General features: G+C 40.9%; 17 protein-coding genes. 6 read left to right on the forward strand and 11 right to left on the reverse strand.

The window, feature by feature from the left end:
- Positions 1 to 32: 32 nt before the first annotated feature.
- The 3 genes from asd to pncB form a co-directional block, all read right to left on the reverse strand.
- Entirely contained in the window at positions 33 to 884 is an 852-nt protein-coding gene (gene asd / locus BBP83_RS02940) for an archaetidylserine decarboxylase (protein ID WP_068885899.1), read from the reverse strand.
- Positions 881 to 1,729 (reverse strand): sulfurtransferase, encoded by an 849-nt coding sequence (locus BBP83_RS02945; protein WP_068885966.1) that lies wholly within the window; start codon positions 1,727 to 1,729, stop codon positions 881 to 883. The genes asd and BBP83_RS02945 overlap by 4 nt, the downstream gene beginning before the upstream one ends.
- 164 nt (positions 1,730 to 1,893) lie before the next feature.
- A complete protein-coding gene (pncB, locus tag BBP83_RS02950) occupies positions 1,894 to 3,096 on the reverse strand; it encodes a nicotinate phosphoribosyltransferase (RefSeq protein WP_068885900.1) in 1,203 nt (400 codons plus the stop codon).
- A 364-nt stretch (positions 3,097 to 3,460) separates the two neighbouring features.
- Between pncB and dtd the strand changes: the two genes are divergently transcribed.
- On the forward strand, positions 3,461 to 3,901 hold the full coding sequence (gene dtd, locus BBP83_RS02955) for a D-aminoacyl-tRNA deacylase (RefSeq protein WP_068885901.1): 441 nt from the start codon (positions 3,461 to 3,463) through the stop codon (positions 3,899 to 3,901).
- 50 nt (positions 3,902 to 3,951) lie between these two features.
- Here dtd and BBP83_RS02960 read toward each other — a convergent pair whose 3' ends face one another.
- The 3 genes from BBP83_RS02960 to serB form a co-directional block, all read right to left on the reverse strand.
- Positions 3,952 to 4,431: an SCP2 sterol-binding domain-containing protein gene (locus tag BBP83_RS02960; protein ID WP_068885902.1), complete on the reverse strand. Its 480-nt coding sequence runs from the start codon at positions 4,429 to 4,431 to the stop codon at positions 3,952 to 3,954.
- Positions 4,432 to 4,588: 157 nt separating this feature from the next.
- Positions 4,589 to 4,921, reverse strand: coding sequence for a ciprofloxacin tolerance protein AciT (gene aciT / locus BBP83_RS02965; RefSeq protein ID WP_068885967.1), 333 nt, complete (start codon positions 4,919 to 4,921; stop codon positions 4,589 to 4,591).
- 412 nt (positions 4,922 to 5,333) lie between these two features.
- The gene (serB, locus tag BBP83_RS02970; RefSeq protein ID WP_068885968.1) at positions 5,334 to 6,554 is read right to left on the reverse strand and encodes a phosphoserine phosphatase SerB; all 1,221 of its coding nucleotides are present in this window, start codon (positions 6,552 to 6,554) and stop codon (positions 5,334 to 5,336) included.
- Between the two features lie 78 nt (positions 6,555 to 6,632).
- Here serB and BBP83_RS02975 point away from each other — a divergent pair, with 78 nt between their 5' ends.
- Positions 6,633 to 7,886: a hypothetical protein gene (locus BBP83_RS02975; RefSeq protein ID WP_068885903.1), complete on the forward strand. Its 1,254-nt coding sequence runs from the start codon at positions 6,633 to 6,635 to the stop codon at positions 7,884 to 7,886.
- A gap of 71 nt (positions 7,887 to 7,957) precedes the next feature.
- On the opposite strand, the gene ppk1 is transcribed toward BBP83_RS02975, so the two are convergent.
- From ppk1 to pncA, 3 genes are all read right to left on the reverse strand, one after another.
- Positions 7,958 to 10,021, reverse strand: a complete 2,064-nt coding sequence (gene ppk1, locus BBP83_RS02980; protein ID WP_068885904.1) for a polyphosphate kinase 1 — start codon at positions 10,019 to 10,021, stop codon at positions 7,958 to 7,960.
- A gap of 168 nt (positions 10,022 to 10,189) precedes the next feature.
- A complete protein-coding gene (locus BBP83_RS02985; RefSeq protein WP_068885905.1) occupies positions 10,190 to 11,152 on the reverse strand; it encodes a bile acid:sodium symporter family protein in 963 nt (320 codons plus the stop codon).
- A gap of 78 nt (positions 11,153 to 11,230) precedes the next feature.
- Positions 11,231 to 11,869: a bifunctional nicotinamidase/pyrazinamidase gene (pncA, locus tag BBP83_RS02990; protein ID WP_068885906.1), complete on the reverse strand. Its 639-nt coding sequence runs from the start codon at positions 11,867 to 11,869 to the stop codon at positions 11,231 to 11,233.
- A 543-nt stretch (positions 11,870 to 12,412) separates the two neighbouring features.
- On the opposite strand from pncA, the gene dapA reads away from it, so the two are divergent.
- Genes dapA through purC form a run of 3 tightly spaced genes read left to right on the forward strand, consistent with a single transcriptional unit; the run spans position 12,413 to position 14,692 of the window.
- The gene (gene dapA, locus BBP83_RS02995) at positions 12,413 to 13,309 is read left to right on the forward strand and encodes a 4-hydroxy-tetrahydrodipicolinate synthase (protein ID WP_068885907.1); all 897 of its coding nucleotides are present in this window, start codon (positions 12,413 to 12,415) and stop codon (positions 13,307 to 13,309) included.
- A 15-nt stretch (positions 13,310 to 13,324) separates the two neighbouring features.
- Entirely contained in the window at positions 13,325 to 13,936 is a 612-nt protein-coding gene (locus BBP83_RS03000) for a lipoprotein-34 precursor (NlpB) (RefSeq protein ID WP_068885908.1), read from the forward strand.
- Between the two features lie 36 nt (positions 13,937 to 13,972).
- Positions 13,973 to 14,692: a phosphoribosylaminoimidazolesuccinocarboxamide synthase gene (gene purC, locus BBP83_RS03005; protein WP_068885909.1), complete on the forward strand. Its 720-nt coding sequence runs from the start codon at positions 13,973 to 13,975 to the stop codon at positions 14,690 to 14,692.
- A gap of 262 nt (positions 14,693 to 14,954) precedes the next feature.
- On the opposite strand, the gene BBP83_RS03010 is transcribed toward purC, so the two are convergent.
- The gene (locus tag BBP83_RS03010; protein ID WP_068885910.1) at positions 14,955 to 16,229 is read right to left on the reverse strand and encodes a replication-associated recombination protein A; all 1,275 of its coding nucleotides are present in this window, start codon (positions 16,227 to 16,229) and stop codon (positions 14,955 to 14,957) included.
- A gap of 313 nt (positions 16,230 to 16,542) precedes the next feature.
- On the opposite strand from BBP83_RS03010, the gene BBP83_RS03015 reads away from it, so the two are divergent.
- A complete protein-coding gene (locus BBP83_RS03015; RefSeq protein ID WP_068885969.1) occupies positions 16,543 to 17,007 on the forward strand; it encodes a 2-thiouracil desulfurase family protein in 465 nt (154 codons plus the stop codon).
- On the opposite strand, the gene BBP83_RS03020 is transcribed toward BBP83_RS03015, so the two are convergent.
- On the reverse strand, positions 17,004 to 17,453 hold the full coding sequence (locus BBP83_RS03020) for a YcgN family cysteine cluster protein (protein WP_068885911.1): 450 nt from the start codon (positions 17,451 to 17,453) through the stop codon (positions 17,004 to 17,006). The genes BBP83_RS03015 and BBP83_RS03020 overlap by 4 nt on opposite strands.
- Positions 17,454 to 17,568 lie beyond the last annotated feature (115 nt).

Here is a 17,568-nt window from a genome sequence, read left to right on the forward strand (position 1 = left end):
GGAGGGTTCATTCTAACTTTATTTATTGAAAATTAAAGTAAATTACCTAATTTCTCCCCCATCACGACTGTAGAATTGGCTTTAAAAGTTTCATCCCACTGGATTTTATTTTCTTCAAATAAAATAACTGCCGTAGACCCTAAATAGAAACGGCCCAATTCCGCCCCTTTTTCTAAGAATAAATTGTGCTGGTTTAGCTCTAAACGGCCTGTTGGCTTCACTTTTCCTGTAGCCACAGTTTCAATACCCGCCACAATCATAGCGCCTACCAATACCACGGCCATACGCCCCAATTCAGTATCAAATAAACACACCATGCGTTCATTGCGAGCAAATAGACCTGGAATATTTTCGGCTGTGGTTTGATTCACCGAAAATAATTCACCTGGTACATACAGGGTTTCAGTCAATGTCCCCGCAAATGGCATATGCACACGATGATAGTCCTTTGGCGACAAATACACCGTAGCAAATTCACCATTCTTAAATGGTTCAGCTAATTGCGGATCGGCAATCAGTTTTTCCACCGAAAAGCTTTGACCTTTAGCCTGAAAAATATCACCCGCTTCAATTTTACCTAATTGAGAAATGGCACCATCGGCAGGCGAAACAATACTGCGACTATCTGTATCAATTTCACGTACCCCATCTTTTAAAGAGCGGGTAAAAAATTCATTAAATGATTTAAATTTTAAGGCATTGCTTTGTTCTGCAATGGACATATCAATGCCATATTGGGTTTTAAAGGCACTAATCACCACATTTTTAACCAATGGATTTTCACTCGCAGCAACTTTACCAATCACACGAGACAACTTGTGCTGTGGTACAAGGCGTTGTGTTTGAATGAAAATTTGTTTTTTTAATCGTGATGTGATGCTCAAGACGGCAACTCTCCGGTTATGATAGGACTATCGAGGCGATTGCCCCATTCACTCCACGCACCATCGTAAGCTCGAATATTCCAACCCAGTAAGCGCCCTAAAATATAGGCAAGTCCTGAGCGGTGATGGGACTGGCAGTACACCACCACGGGTTCATGAAGATTGAATCCCAGTTGTTCTAAGCGTTGTTGTATGCGTTCTAAAGGATGCAATTTTAAATGATTTTCCCTACTAAGGGCAGTACTCCATTCAAAATGTCGTGCAGTAGGAATATGACCGCCTCGTCTAGCCGCTAAACGTAGGCCAGTATATTCATCTTCGGTACGACAATCCCAAACCTGAATTGTATTTTGTTGCACTTTTTCTAAAAGTTCAGCATATTCAATTTGATACTGACTTTTGTTAGCCAAATGGATTGGTAACAAAGGTACTACAGGAATGATGGGATCGACCTTTGATGAGGTTACTAAGCCCGCACCTAGCCATGCATGAATCCCACCATTGAGTAAACTGGTGCGTTCAAAACCCAAACAATGTAAATTCCAAATTAAACGCCCTGCCCATGCGCCACCTTCATCATCATAAACCACCACATGATGTTCAGGTGAAATGTTCAAATGGCGAACTAAAGCTTCTAAACCCGCTTGATCGGGTAAAAGCCCCATTGCTTGTTCATCCTGACGTACCAATAGGTTTGGTTTGACATGAATAGCATAGGGTATATGCAATTGCTCATAGACGGAACGACGGCTCAAATCGATAATTCTTAATTTTTCATGGCCTAAATACGGCACTAAGTCTTCTGCATCAATCAGCAATCCGAGGTTTAAGGCAGATTCAGTCATGGTCATTTCGTAGGGTATTTGAATAAGTATGCCTTGATCTTAGCACAAGTCATTTTTACGATTATGGTGATTTTTTGCATTCTGTTAGCAAAATTTTAGATATAAACAAAACGGCCAGAACAAAGTCTGACCGTAGAAAATAGCAAAGTTAACGAAATGGTCGCTTAGGCTTCTGAAATATCAAAAACCTGACGTAAATAAGCCAAGAAGGTGTCGTTATCGGTCATGGTTTTTCCCGGACTGTCAGAAATTTTTGCCACCGATTGTCCATTACATTCCACCAATTTCAACACAATATTTAAGGGGGTTTGCCCCATGTCGTTGGTTAAGTTTGTGCCAATCCCAAAACTCACTTGGAAACGATCTTTAAAATAATGATGCAATGACCATGCTTTTTCTAAATTCAAACCATCACTAAAGGTCAGCATTTTGCTTTTACTGTCTACTTTTAGCTTTTTATAATGGGCATAGGCTTTATCCCCCCATTCATACGGGTCGCCACTGTCATGACGCAACCCATCAAACAGCTTGGCAAAGTACAAATCAAAGTCACGCAGGAACGCATCCATACCGACCACATCGGTCAGCGCAATACCTAAATCACCACGATATTCTTGCACCCAAGTTTCCAACGCCGATTTTTGAAAATTACGTAAACGCACATCTAGCGCTTGGAATGCTTGTAAAAACTCATGTGCCATGGTGCCAATTGGGGTAATGTTCAATTCTTTCGCAATGAGGACGTTACTGGTACCACGGAAAATATACGGTGCAGCGTGATTAAACTCTTCAATGACATGTTTTTGCCATGCAAAACTATAACGACGACGTGTGCCAAAATCGGACACTAAAAAAGGTGGATCATTGGGGTTTTGTTCTGCTTGGTATTTTTTTAGCAGTTCAGTTTTAGCCAAAAGACGGCGCTCACCTTCAGCCAAAACCTCATCCGAACGCATTCGTTTAAAGTACAATTCGTTCACAAGGGCCAAGACAAAAATTTCAAACATCATGGCTTGAACCATCGGGCCTTCCACCCAAATATCTAAACGACCTTCGCTGTCGATACCCGCTTTAATAAAACGGCGCTTCAGCTGAAACAGCTCTAAATAATCGACAAAATCGCTTTTAATAAAGCGCAAGCTACGCAAATACAGCAGTTCATCTTCAGCAAATTTAAGCTGACAAAGATAATCTAACTGCTCATTCAACTCATCCAAAATATCTGCTAAGGGATAAACCGTATCATCTAAATTACGACAACGAAAATGGTAAACACTATGCGTTTGTGGGAATTTATGCAGAACCACTTGAAGCATGGTGAATTTATACAAGTCAGTATCAAGCAGGGATTGAATGATTGGAGCCATATCTATTTGAATTTCGCTGTGCTTCTTGCATTAAAGCATATTTTCTTAGGTAAGATGGCAAGTTTTGCGCTGGGCTACGCTGTTTTAAAAGAATATTGCTCAATGGGCCTAAATAGAAAAAACCTACTGCGCTTTATTCAAAGCAAACTACACTTTTGTCCAATGTTCTTTGCTCCATCTTAGACCTCATTTTTCTCTTACTTGTCGCCTTTTATTCTGTTTTAGTAGCAAAATCAACTGAAGTTCGTGATTAACATTTATATAGAGCCATGAATCAGATGGCCTTGGTTTCTAGCATCTTTCAAAGCCATCTCTACTGGATTTGTTACAATACTGACCTTAAAGATATTCTATTGGATGAGAAATGCGGGCGTTATTACAGCGGGTTTTAGAAGCGAAAGTGGTGGTTGAAGGAGAAACCACGGGAGAAATTCAGCACGGTATTTTGGTGTTTTTAGGCTTTGCTAAAGAAGATACTTTCGAAAAAGGCCAAAAGTTAATTGATAAAATTTTGAAATATCGTTTTTTTGACGATGAGCAAGGCAAAATGGGCTGGAACATTGCACAGGCCAAGGGTAGTTTATTATTGGTTTCACAATTTACGCTGATGGCCAACACGCAAAAAGGTTTACGTCCTGACTTTGGCCCTGCCATGCCTCCCGCTGAAGCAAAAATATTGTATACGCAATTGGTGACTTATGCGCAAAGCCAATTCCCTCATGTGCAAACAGGTATTTTTGCTGCCGACATGAAAGTTCATTTGGTCAATGATGGGCCTGTGACCTTTAACTTAGAGATTGAATAATTCAAGATAAAAAAGCCTTCAAACGAAGGCTTTTTTATCTAAGTGCAAGCTTATTTACCTGTTTTCTCTTTTAAGAAACGGCGTGCTGCTTTTAATTTTTCTTTGATAGGTTTTGGAAGCTTTGGCGGAATCAATTTAGCCACTTGGTTAAACCACACCAATAAACCAAAATCGCCTTCCATTTTAATACTACCGTTTTGCATTCCTGTCATAAATGCAGTCGGATCACCTTTCATTAAGGTTTTTACACCTTGTTCGCTGTCTGCAAATTGCAAAATAAAATCTGCTTTTTCTGCATCACCAGCAACAGTATCAATCTGACCATTATTTACAATAATTTGACGCGCTACGCCCAAGTCTGTCCCAATTTGGATACGGAACTGACGTTCATGCACTAACTCAATGAATTTTGGACTGGTGCGCGCAAGCTGTTTCATTCTGAGTGCTAAACCAGCAACCAGTAAATCCAGCGGATCCGTGCTGACATCAACCAGAGGTAACTTTACGACAGGGATTGACGATAGTTTCATGACTTTGAGCCTATTGTAATTGTTGGAAAATTGACTGCATCATCCTACCATAACTTCTATTTTTAGACGCAAACCTTTGTATAACAATTATCAACCTGTCAGACCTAAAAAATGCGCCCTCAGGCGCAGTTTTTAAATCGATATACTTTAATCGGTATTAGCGACTTGAACACTGTTGTTCATCGTCATACACAGGCGTGTGTTCGATACAACGGCGCTTGGCCAGTGCACGTTCTGCTCGGCGATCCTCACCCAATAAAATCAAGGTAAATACCACCATCGCAGAGGTGATTGCAGTTAAATAGCTGTAAGTCATGGGTAACTCAAACACGGTTTGCGTACCAAAACGAATGACTTCAATGAGCCCCCAAACCAGCATTCCAGCCAGCATAAAACTCAACCAGCGACGATAAGGCGAGAAGAAAACAGCAATCAAAGCCATGGCGATAAAGCTCATGCCAACGATGGTCGCTAAATTCGCTGTTACCATAAAAACCTCCGTCATTTGGCAGAGTAAGCCATCAAATGATGCTTCACGCTACCAAGGATTACCGTTAAATGAATAAATGGAATTATTGTCAATCTCACTTTCTATGGATGCATTATGCGGAGTTTTTTGGATAAGAAAAGTCTTGTATTTTGATAAAGCGACACACCTTGTCGCAATATTATTTTGTCATTACACTTTTTCTTTTTGTGGTTTTTCTAGAACAATGATTCCATCACGCTTGGCGTGTCATTACAAAAAAAATGTGGCTTTTATCGCCTGAAAAAATATTTTTTATAATTGGTTTAATCGTTGTTTTTCTCAGCAACTCTGTTGCCACCACTTATCGGGTTTGCTTTGTTTTGATGAAAAAAAATGCGGTGAAAACACCGCATTTTTAAAGTCTTAGTCGTACTTAGGCACGATTTAAATCTTTATCATGCACACCAATCAAATACAGCACGCCATCTAGACCGACACTAGAAATAGCTTGATTGGCATTTTGACGTACCAATGGTTTGGCACGGAATGCGACCCCTAAACCTGCAATAGACAACATTGGTAAATCGTTTGCGCCATCCCCTACCGCAATGGCTTGCTCAAGTGAAATACCCATGTTTTCTGCAAGTTCACGAAGTAGTAATGCTTTACGTGCACCATCCACAATGTGACCTTTCACGTCCCCTGTCACTTTGCCGTCGTGCACATCCAACACATTGGCATGGACTTCATCTATGCCCAATTTTTCTTGCAAATATTCTGCAAAATATTGGAATCCACCAGATAAAATAGCCGTTTTATAGCCCAATGCTTTCAGGGTTGAAATTAAGCGTTCAGCACCTTCAGTGATGGTGAGGCGTTCTGCAATTTTAGGCAATACTGAAGCATCTAAACCCTTCAGTAAGGCAACACGTGCACGGAAGCTTTGCTGAAAATCAAGCTCACCTTGCATGGCGCGCTCAGTAATTTCTGCCACTTGCTGGCCAACACCTGCTTCAATCGCCAACTCATCAATGACTTCTTGTTCAATGAGGGTCGAATCCATATCAAAACAAACCAAACGACGGTTACGACGGTAGGCATTATCTTCTTGTACCGCAACATCAACGCTCAGCTCTGACGATAAGCGTAGACAAGCCGCACGCATAGCCGTTGCGTCTAACATTTGCCCTTTTAAACCAAACTGCACGCAGGCACGTTTAGGGCTATCGGCTTGTTCATCTAGCTCAGGACGACCTGATAAACGAGTGACGGTTTCAATATTGAAACCCTGATCTGACACAATTTTTGTAACGGCCTGTAAGTGAGATGCGTTCAGTACGGGCGCTAAGGCTGTCACGATATAGCGTGTACGTCCTCCCTCACTTACCCATTGATCATATTCTGCTACAGAGATTGGTTTAAAGCGCACAGTTAAGCCGATATCATGTGCTAGAATCAGAATTTCCTTCATGGCTAATGCTGTCGCAGTTTGATCATCAGACGACACAACAATACCTAAAGTCAGCTGGTTATGGATGACGGCTTGTCCAACATCTAGAATTTGTAAGGAATGAACGGAGAGGACCTGCATTAATCGTGTGAATTGATTAGGCTGGTCTGGTCCTAAAAAGGAAATAAGAAGGATTTCTTGCATGAATTGACTCGGGTTCTGAGCGACAACTAATGTGAGAATCATAATCGAAATTGAACAGAATTGCCTTGGAAGTTTACGTTGAATGCGCCTAGACAAGGGCTATTTGCTAGCCTACTAATTGTAAGTTTTGCTTTCCATACCTTTTTATTGGTATTGGCGACCACTCACCAGCTGAATGAAAATCGTGCCAGCCAAGGTCAACTCATGACCAGTCAACTGGTTACGGACAGTATGACTGAAATGGAACCTGCCAATACGGTATCATTGGCATTGCTCGCAGACCGTTATGCCACAAACCCAAGTGTTGCCTCTATCCGTATTTTAAATGCAGATAATCAAGTGATGGCAACGGGTGGTCAGACTAAAACTCGTGAAGGCGAAGTTTTTGTTCGTGATGCATTACAAAATGAAAAGAAAGTCGGTACGGTCGAAATTACTTTAATTCAGCCCAGTATTGGCGAAATTTTACGTACACAGTGGTTGGCTATTTTAGTATCGCTGATCATTCATAGCCTGCTCTGGTTGGCTTATCGTGGTATTGCCCGTCCAAGCCGTACTGAGTATTTAGCACGTATTAATAATGAATCACGCTTAAAACATGAAATTCAAACCCTGACACAAGCTTTAGAACAAGAAAAGCATAATGCGGCTGTTGCCATTGCTCAAGCACAGCAAAATGCACAAAGCAAAGTCAAGGCCAAAGAAAGTAAACCTGTGGTGATCAACAGTAATGAATTGGCGCTGAATATTCAATTCTACGACCCAAAACAGTTATTAGACTCGGTCAACAGTACCGTCTCTGGGCCTTATTTTAATTTGTGCCAAATCTTTTTAAATAAAACGGCTGAATTATGCGTACAGCACTACAAACTCAATCACTCAGACATTTGTACTGTACATAAATTTGATGACAAAGGTGCGACCATCAGCATCTCTGCCGATACGCCAAATGCCTTACAATGCCTTACCACTATTAGTGCGGTATTCCAATTGTTATCGGATGTATTGTATAAACGCTACCGTGAAGAAAAACGTTTTGTTTTACAAACCCGTAGTGCCATTTCTAGCTCAGTCGAAGCGATGCAATTGTCTTCCGTACAAGCCGCTGAACGTTTAGTACAACAACTGTCAGCAAAAGAAACTGCGGTACATGTACCAAATGCTTTACTGAAAGAAATTTCGGATCATTTCCAATTGGTGAGCCTACCAAACCCAACCAATGTATTGACCCGTCATGCCTTTATGATTAACGGTATGGACAGTGAAATTGCCGAAATGGCACAGAATTTCCGTACAGAAATTTTAAAATCGAAGCAATCTAAAGCCTCTTAAACAACGTATTGTTTCTAAAATAAAAAAGCCTGATCATCATCAGGCTTTTTTATTTTATATGATGCAGAGGGTTAAACCTTCAGCATTTTTTGCTCAACCAACAAGCGCTGTGCATTATGTTGCTGTTCCAAGGTTTGACAGGTCATTTTTTCCCAATGACCATCGGCTTGTAAATCCCATGCATTTTGATTGTCTTGTAAATAATTCAAAAGACCATCTTTAATAATACGTTTTTTCAAACGGATATCTAAAATAGGGAAACAAGTTTCAACCCGAGAAAATAAGTTACGGCCCATCCAATCGGCACTGGCACAGTAGAGCTGTTTTTCCCCTGCATGTTCAAAATAATATACGCGGGTATGTTCCAAAAAGCGTCCCACAATAGAACGTACGCGAATATTTTCCGACATGCCCTGCACTTTCGGAATTAAACAACAAATAGAGCGAATAATTAAATCCACTTTTACTCCCGCTTCAGAAGCACGATACAAAGCAGCAATCAATTGTGGTTCACTCAGCGCATTAACTTTAATGATAATCCGTGCATTTTTGCCTGCTTGGGCGTATGCAATTTCCTGATCAATCAATTTAAGCAGTTCACTGTGCAAGGTAAAAGGGGCATGTAATAGGGCTTTTAATTTGGCCATTTTCCCCATCCCCGTCAGTTCTTGAAACATGCGATGTACATCTTCACAAATTGCAGGCTGCGTGGTCATCAGGCCATAGTCGGTATACATACGCGCATTGCCCGCATGATAATTTCCTGTACCTAAATGTACATAACGTAAGAGCTGGTTATTTTCACGGCGGACAATCAAAATCATTTTGGCATGGGTTTTATAGCCCACAATGCCATACACCACCACTGCGCCCGCCTCTTGCAAAATATTGGCGACCATAATGTTGGACTCTTCATCAAAGCGGGCACGTAGCTCAATGACTGCGGTCACTTCCTTACCATTTCTGGCGGCTTCAGCTAGCACCTGTACAATTTCAGAGTCTGGGCCACTGCGGTATAACGTCTGTTTAATTGCTAAAACTTTCGGGTCTTTGGCTGCTTCTTTGAGTAAACTAATGACGGGTTGAAATGAATCAAACGGATGATGTAGCAATACATCTTGTGCTTTTAAGATGTCAAAGATGCTCTGTGACTGACGGAAAATTTTCGGAATAACCGGTGTAAACAGCAGGTATTTCAACTCAGGACGGTCAAAACTGCTGCTTAAGCGTGATAAATTAATCGGGCCATTGGTTCGATACAACTCCTGCTCAGTTAAATCAAACTCATCTAGCAAATACTGCATAATCGGTGCTGGACAATCATCTTCAATTTCTAAACGCACTGCACGGCCAAAACGTCGCGATGACAGCTCATCTTTGAGCGCCACCGCCAAATCATCAACATCTTCAGATAAAATTAAATCCGCATTGCGGGTCACACGAAAAGCATAACAACCAGTCGCATGCATGCCCGGGAACAAATCATTAATATGCTGTTGAATAATGGCAGTGAGAAAAATTTGTGCATCTGCACACCCTGCAACCTCTGCCGGTAAATGAATTAAGCGTGGCAAAGAACGTGGTGCAGGCACAATCGCCATGGTAATTTCACGACCAAACGCATCTTTACCTTCTAAACTGACAATAAAATTCAGACTTTTATTAACTAAACGCGGAAAAGGATGCGATGGATCTAGGCTAATGGGTGTCAGTACAGGTTGGACTTCTTTGGCAAAATATTTGGCAATCCAGGCTTTATGTTTTTCTAATATGTCTTGATATTGAATAAATTGAATGCCCTGACTTTGCAAAGCCGATAAAACACTATGATTTAAAATTTCATACTGCTGTTTAACCGCAGTATGAATTGCCTGGGAGAGCGCCTGTAATACCACTTCAGTGGGTATGGCATCTGGAGTACGAGCAATGGCATTTAAATCGCGTTGCTTCATTAACCCCGCAATGCGAATTTCAAAAAACTCATCTAAATTTCGAGCAAAAATAATTAAAAAGTTAAGACGTTCAAGTAAGGGCAACTGAATATCTTGTGCTTGAGCCAGCACTCGACGGTTAAACTCAAAAAGTGACAATTCACGATTAAAATAGGTTTCCGATGAATGTTGAAAATTTTGCATGTGCTCTCAATGATGTTTGCAACAGTCGGTTATAAAGCTTTCGATAGGGCATGTTAGGCAGACATTATGACAGTCATGTTACATCGCAATCATCGGTGCTAAATGGAAGTACGTTTTTCAAGTATCTCTATTGCAAAAAAAGAGCATTTCAGTGCTCTTTGATGATCTTTATTTTTTATTCACGATTGAATCTGTCGGTGCTTGCGTTCTACTGGCCCAATAACTGGCTAAAGCTGGGCCAGAAATATTATGCCATAAACTAAAAATTGCACTAGGTAAAGCAGTCATAGGCGATGCAGCAAAATGTGTGGCTGCCAGTGCTACGCCCAAACCTGAATTTTGCATGCCTACTTCAATGGCGACAGCTTTGCAGTCTGCATACGGTAATTTAAACAGTCGACTAGCACCAAAACCCAATAAATAACCCAAACCGTTATGCAACATGACTACCCCTAAAATGAGCAAGCCCGATTCAAAAATTTGTGTTTTGCTTCCAGCAATAATGGCAGCCACAATCGCGACAATCGCAATGACAGAAATAAGAGGCATTACCTGAATATAAGCTTCAACTTGGGCTTTAAATAAGCTTCGTGCAATTAGCCCTAAAAGTATAGGAAACAGCACCACTTGCAAAATAGACACCAACATCGATAGCGCATTAATATCAATCCACTGACTGGCCAAAAGATAAAACACTGCAGGGGTTAAAATTGGTGCCAGTAAGGTCGATACTGATGTACACGCCACCGACAGCGCAGTATTGCCCTTTGCCATATAAGTAATGACATTCGAGGCCGTGCCCCCAGGGCAACATCCCACCAAAATTACCCCAATCGCAATTTCTGGTGCTAACGCAAAAACTTTACAGAGCACATAGGCCAAACTAGGCATCACAATAAACTGGGCAGCCACACCAATAAATACCGCTTTTGGGCTTTGCATGACCCCCTTAAAGTCAGACACGGTCATGGTCATACCCATGCCAAACATAATAATGCCCAACATCCACGGGATATACGCTTTTAACCAGACAAAAATTTCAGGCATCCAGAGTGCAATACCTGAAAACAGCACTACCCATAACGCAAAAGTTTTTTGAATCCATTGATTAAATTTAAAAAATGTTGCCATGCCATTTAACCTAGTGTGAAGGCAAATAAAAAGCCATCAAAGATGCCTGTTGTCTATCTGCCAATATTTTTTCTGAAATTATACCGTTTCTGACACTTTAACAATGTCTTTTACATAAATTCGCTTGACCCCGTGCGCCTGTATTTCTTGCCACGCCTGTTGTAATGACCCTTGTAAATCAATGCCTTGACTTGCATCTGCAACGACATAGGTCTCAAAGCCAAGTTTACAGGCATCCATTGCCGTCCAAGCCACACAAAAATCTGTCGCAATCCCCACAATAAAGACCCGATTAATTCCTCGTTCTTTTAAATAGCCCGCCAAACCTGTTGAAGTTTGATGATCTGCTTCGATAAAAGCCGAATAACTGTCGATATTGGTATGGAAACCTTTACGAATAATCAGTTGTGCTTTTGATGCCTTCAAATTTGGATGAAATTCGGCATCTTGCGTCCCCTGAATACAATGTGCGGGCCATAATACTTGCGGGCCATAGGCCAACTGAATCGTCTCAAAAGGGCGATATCCAACATGATTCTCGACAAAAGACACATGATTTTCGGGGTGCCAATCTTGAGTCAGCACAATATTTTCAAAAACTTCTGCCAATTGGTTAATTTGAGGAATAATTTGATCCGCATGAGCAACCGCCAAGTTTCCCCCTGGGGTAAACCCATTTTGCACATCGACAATAATAAGCGCGCTATTTTTCAGCATAAATATCTATCCATCTTCTTATCTAAATTTTTATTAAAACCAATCAACATCTCAAATGACAATGAACACATGATTATTTAGGTTTCAAGGTAAAATAACCGGGTCTTTTTCTTTGTTTAAGTTGAGTCTGTGGCTACTATTAAGCGCCAGCAATCATAAAACATATCATTTATCTCAATAAAAAAAGCCTGACTGTTAGACTTTTTCATAGCATCTTTATGGGTTATTTTATTAAAAGGTAGATTCAAAAAAATGAGTTTTAGAACAATCCTGATCCTTTTTTTCTCTTGAAACTGAATAAAACACAAACTACATAGCTTTTCTCAGCACATCTACTTGATTATTTTAAATATGCTTTGTATAAAGTTTTTTATGGCTTTGACTAAAGCATATTGTTCTTATGCTTACGATCAGTCATAATTTGCGTAAGCATTACTCAATACAGCATAAGCGCATTGAATTCGCTATAAATCAAAATACGAACCCATCCAAATTTACGTTTTCCCAACTCCTTTCGGATGGACAAATAGGATTTTTTTTAAAATGACTCAGCAAGCACAGACCATTCAAGGCTCAATTGTCGCAATCGTCACCCCCATGTTTGAAGATGGAAGCGTAGATTGGAAGGGTCTAGAGAAGCTCGTTGAGTGGCATATCCAACAAGGCACAAACAGCATTGTTGCGGTTGGCACAACTGGTGAAGCATCAACTTTAAGTATGGCTGAACACACTCAAGTCATTAAAGAAATTATTCGTGTCGCCAACAAACGTATTCCTATTATTGCGGGTACTGGGGCGAACTCGACACACGAAGCCATTGAACTGACCAAAGAAGCCAAAGAATTAGGCGCAGATGCGGCGCTTTTAGTTACACCTTATTATAATAAACCTACACAAGAAGGTCTATTTCAGCACTACAAAGCTATTGCCGAAGCTGCTGATATGCCAATGATTCTTTATAATGTACCTGGTCGTACAGGCGTAGATATGGAAAACGAAACTGTGATCCGTCTTGCCGATATTCCACAAATTATTGGTATTAAAGATGCCACGGGTGACGTGCCTCGCGGTCAAGCACTCCTTGAAGGCCTAAAAGGCAAAGAAATGATTGTTTATTCAGGCGATGACGCGACAGCTTATCAACTAATTACACTCGGTGCGAAAGGCAATATTTCAGTAACAGCAAATGTTGCACCTAAAGAAATGAGTGAAGTATGTGCCGCTGCCGTGGCAGGTGATGCTCAACTTGCTGAACAACTTAATACTAAAATTGCAAATTTACACAATATTCTATTTTGCGAATCGAACCCAATTCCTGTGAAATGGGCACTTCATGACATGGGCTTAATTGGTACAGGCATCCGCTTACCATTAACACCGCTAGCAGAACAATATCGCGCACCGCTTCATGAAGCACTTGCTGATGCGGGCGTCATTTAATAAAGAGCAAATATTATGCAATTACGTTTAGGGCTCACCCTTGCGCTTTCAGTATTCAGTTTCGCCGGTTGCAGTTCACTGGCTGTTAATAACGGCACTTTAGACTATAAAAATACAACCGACTTAAATCCACTGCAATATCCTGAAGGTGCGGTGATGCGTCCTGCAACGCCACTGTATCCTGCTCCAGCGGTTGACCAGCTTGCAATTGAACATGCACCTAAGTTGGAAAACCCAAAAGGCAACCGTTTTTCTTTGCCTCGACCAGATGCCGTTCAAAATACAGCGAATCCTGCAGAAAACAGCCAAACTGAAGATCAAAGCATTGGCCGTCCTGAACTTGTAACGGATGGAAATCAAAATCCATTGCTCAAAATCAATGGAAATTCTGCTACAATTTGGCAATATACCCTTGCTACACTCAGCAGTCTTAACCATACCGTTATTAGTCAAAGCAAAAATCGCCACGAAGTGACGATTAAAATCGACCAAAAAATCTATGTTTTAAGACTTTCATCTGCTGGATCTAGCAATAATCTCGCTGTATTCAATGCCGATAACAGTTTTGCAGACAAAGAAAAAGCTGCAGACCTGTTAGCTCAAATTTACCAAAATTGGCCAGCCTAGTCGTACTAGGCATTTTTTTTTGCAAAAGGTTCCCCCATGTTAAAACAAACCTTGCTCTATACTGGTAAAGCGAAATCTGTTTATGAAACAGATAATGCTGACCACCTTATCCTCGTTTTCCGCGATGATGCTTCTGCATTTAATGGCGAAAAAATTGAACAGCTGGATCGTAAAGGTAAGGTGAACAACCGTTTTAACGCCTTTATCATGGAAAAATTGGCAGCCGCTGGTATTGAAACTCACTTTGAAAAACTTCTTTCTCCGACTGAAGTTCTTGTGAAAAAGTTAGCGATGATTCCTGTTGAATGCGTCATTCGTAATTATGCAGCAGGTTCATTGTGCCGTCGTTTAGGTGTTGAAGAAGGCAAAGAGCTTGTTCCACCAACATTCGAATTATTCTTTAAAGATGATGCGCTTGGCGACCCAATGGTAAACGAATCTCAAGCCATTGCTTTAGGTTGGGCGAATGCTGAACAGCTTGAACAAATGAAAGTTCTTACTTACCAAGTAAATGAAGTTCTTAAAGATTTATTCGATAAGGGTGGCATGCTATTGGTAGACTTCAAACTTGAGTTTGGCGTGTTCCATGACCGTATTGTATTAGGTGATGAGTTCTCTCCAGATGGTTGCCGTCTATGGGACAAAGAAACTAAGAAAAAACTGGATAAAGATCGTTTCCGTCAAGGTTTAGGCGGTGTGGTTGAAGCTTATGAAGAAGTTGCAACACGTTTAGGTATAGATCTTTCTGATATTTAATCCGTATTTGCTGCAAAAAACCGAGCTTTTAAGCTCGGTTTTTTTATACAGAATAAAAATAACCATGAACGTATTTTCAATTCAAAAAATCAATTGTAGCCATAAATAGTATCGTTTTTACAAAACACTATTGATCACATAAAATAAGTTTCATATCTCGCGACATCAGTAGCTTAAGCATTAAAGCTTTGCCAACCAACGACCCTCTAGGATGTATCTCCCCAAGGACATCCTACTTTCCCAGCCTTCGTGCTGGGCTTTTTTATTGTTGCTGTTGCTCTTTCACCCAACGGCGTTGTTGCAGACGCTCCCCTTCTACTTCACGCTTATTACGGGCAGATTCATACAATTTTGTGCCTTTTAACTCGGGTGGTAAATAGTCTTGTAATACAAAATGCTCTGGGTAATTATGTGGGTACAAATAATCGACTCCGTAACCTTGCTCTTTCATCAACTTGGTCGGTGCATTTCTTAAGTGTAAAGGCACAGGCAAATTTGCCGTTTTTTCAGCTAAGCTCATGGCTTGATTAATCGCCAAATAAGTACTATTACTTTTGGCACTGGTTGCTAAATAAACCGCGCACTGTCCCAAAATAATTCTGGCTTCAGGCATTCCAATCACTTGTACCGAACGGAAACATTCTCCCGCCAAAAGCAATGCATTGGGGTTTGAATTCCCAATATCCTCTGAAGCGGCAATCAGCATACGTCGTGCAATAAAGGTTGGGTCTTCCCCGCCTTTAAGCATACGTGCCATCCAATATAAAGTCGCATCAGGATCACTGCCTCGAATGGATTTTATAAATGCTGACACCAAATCATAGTGCTGTTCACCTGACTTGTCATAACGAGCAATATTTTGTTGTGCAACTTTCACCACAACAGCATTGGTTACAATATTTTCCACATCAGATTCAAAAGTACTGGAAATTAAATCTAATAAGTTCAGCGCTTTACGTGCATCTCCAGCAGCGAATTGTATCAGTGCCTCAAATTCTTCAATGTGTATATTACGTTCTTTAAGAAAATCATCCTGCTCTAAAGCCTGTAGAAGCAAAATTTGAATGGCATCTGCATCTAAAGCATTTAAGGTATAGACTTGGCAACGCGATAATAATGCACTATTCACTTCAAATGATGGATTTTCAGTGGTCGCGCCAATTAAGGTGATTTTTCCTTTTTCGACAGCATTCAGCAAAGCATCTTGTTGTGTTTTATTAAAGCGATGTATTTCATCAATAAAAACCACAGGCGTCAGTAAATCTCCACCATCGGCAATGACTTCGCGTAATTCCTTCACCCCAGTATTCAGCGCAGATAAGCTCACAAATGGCCGATCTACAGCTTGTGCCAACAACAAGGCAATGGTGGTTTTACCCACCCCTGGAGGCCCCCAAAAAATAATCGAAGGTAAATGTCCTTGATCAATCATTTGGCGCAAAGGTGCTTGTGGGCCTAACAGATGATCTTGCCCAATAATTTTTGACAAATCTCGAGGTCTGAGGCGTTCTGGAAGCGGAATATGGCTATCTGGCATCTTATAATTTCATTAAAGGCTAACAATAGGTCTGGCTACATTCTAACACTAGGATTTTAAATCGATACCTATTATTCATGCAGGTATTTTCGGCTACTTTTTCTACTTAAATCTGAATAACAAAGCATTTGCATCTTCTCATCTGGTTTGAAATACAACAGACAATCCGCTATTTAAACCGTGCGATGGTCAATATTTAGGTTTATATTTAACGCTACAAGATTATGAACAGGTGTAGATTCCAAGGCACTCCTCTTACCCGATGAGCCTTTCACTGAACCGATATCCCTTATTTTTATTTGCGACCTATATGATGTATTTAATCAGCGCCTGCTTAGCCGGAAAACCCGTCCGTTACGATGCTAAAGCCTATCACTATGAGGCTATTCAAAAGCTTATGCGCCATCAACAGGTGATTCTGGCCTGCCCTGAAATGCTAGGAGGACTGGCTTGTCCGCGTCAGCCCGCAGAAATTATTGGTGGTACGGCGCAGGATGTCTTAACAGGTCATGCCAAAGTGATGACCCAACAAGGTGAGGATGTTACTCAAGCCTTTATCATCGGCGCCTATAAAACTTTAGAATTGGCGCAACAACATCAAATTAAAACCGCTGTATTAAAAGAAAATAGCCCATCTTGTGGACGCAACTTTATTTATGATGGTCGTTTCAGTGCTACAAAGCTTGCAGGTACAGGTGTTACCGCGACACTTTTACTGCAACATGGCTTTGAAGTCTGCTCTGAAGAGGAATTTTTAGCACGTTTGACTGATCTTTAGCGCACCCAACGTACAATATAGTCCTCAATATCATCCTCATTGATATCTGTTTCACTTACACAGCGTCCTGCCACTGACTTTCTGGCTTTAATGACATTGTCACGGCTACCTGTATTTAAATAATGCCATGCAGGCAGTTTTTGGCCTTCGTTTAAGCGACGATAGGCGCAACTTGGAGGTAACCAACGAATGTGTTGGAGTTTTTCCAAGCTGAGTTGAATGCAATCTGGAACCGAAAGCATTCTATTTTGATAATCTGAGCAATGCCCAGTACTGCAATCTAATAACTTGCAAGCCACTTTGGTATAGGCAATTTCTTGTGTTTCGTCATCTTCTAATTTAATTAAACAGCACAGACCACAACCATCACACAGCGCTTCCCATTCGCTATGGGTCATTTCTGCTAAGGAATATTTTTTCCAAAATTGCGGGCGAAGAGCGTCCATCGTAATCTGAGATTCTGTCTAGGTCTTTGCCCGATTATAACAGCCTTGACACGATTATAGGCATGTAAGCATATTCCATCTTTCTGATATAAAAGATCACAATTCAATCAAATGT

The organism is Acinetobacter celticus (genome assembly GCF_001707755.1).
In the GTDB taxonomy this organism is placed as follows: Bacteria; Pseudomonadota; Gammaproteobacteria; order Pseudomonadales; family Moraxellaceae; genus Acinetobacter; species Acinetobacter celticus.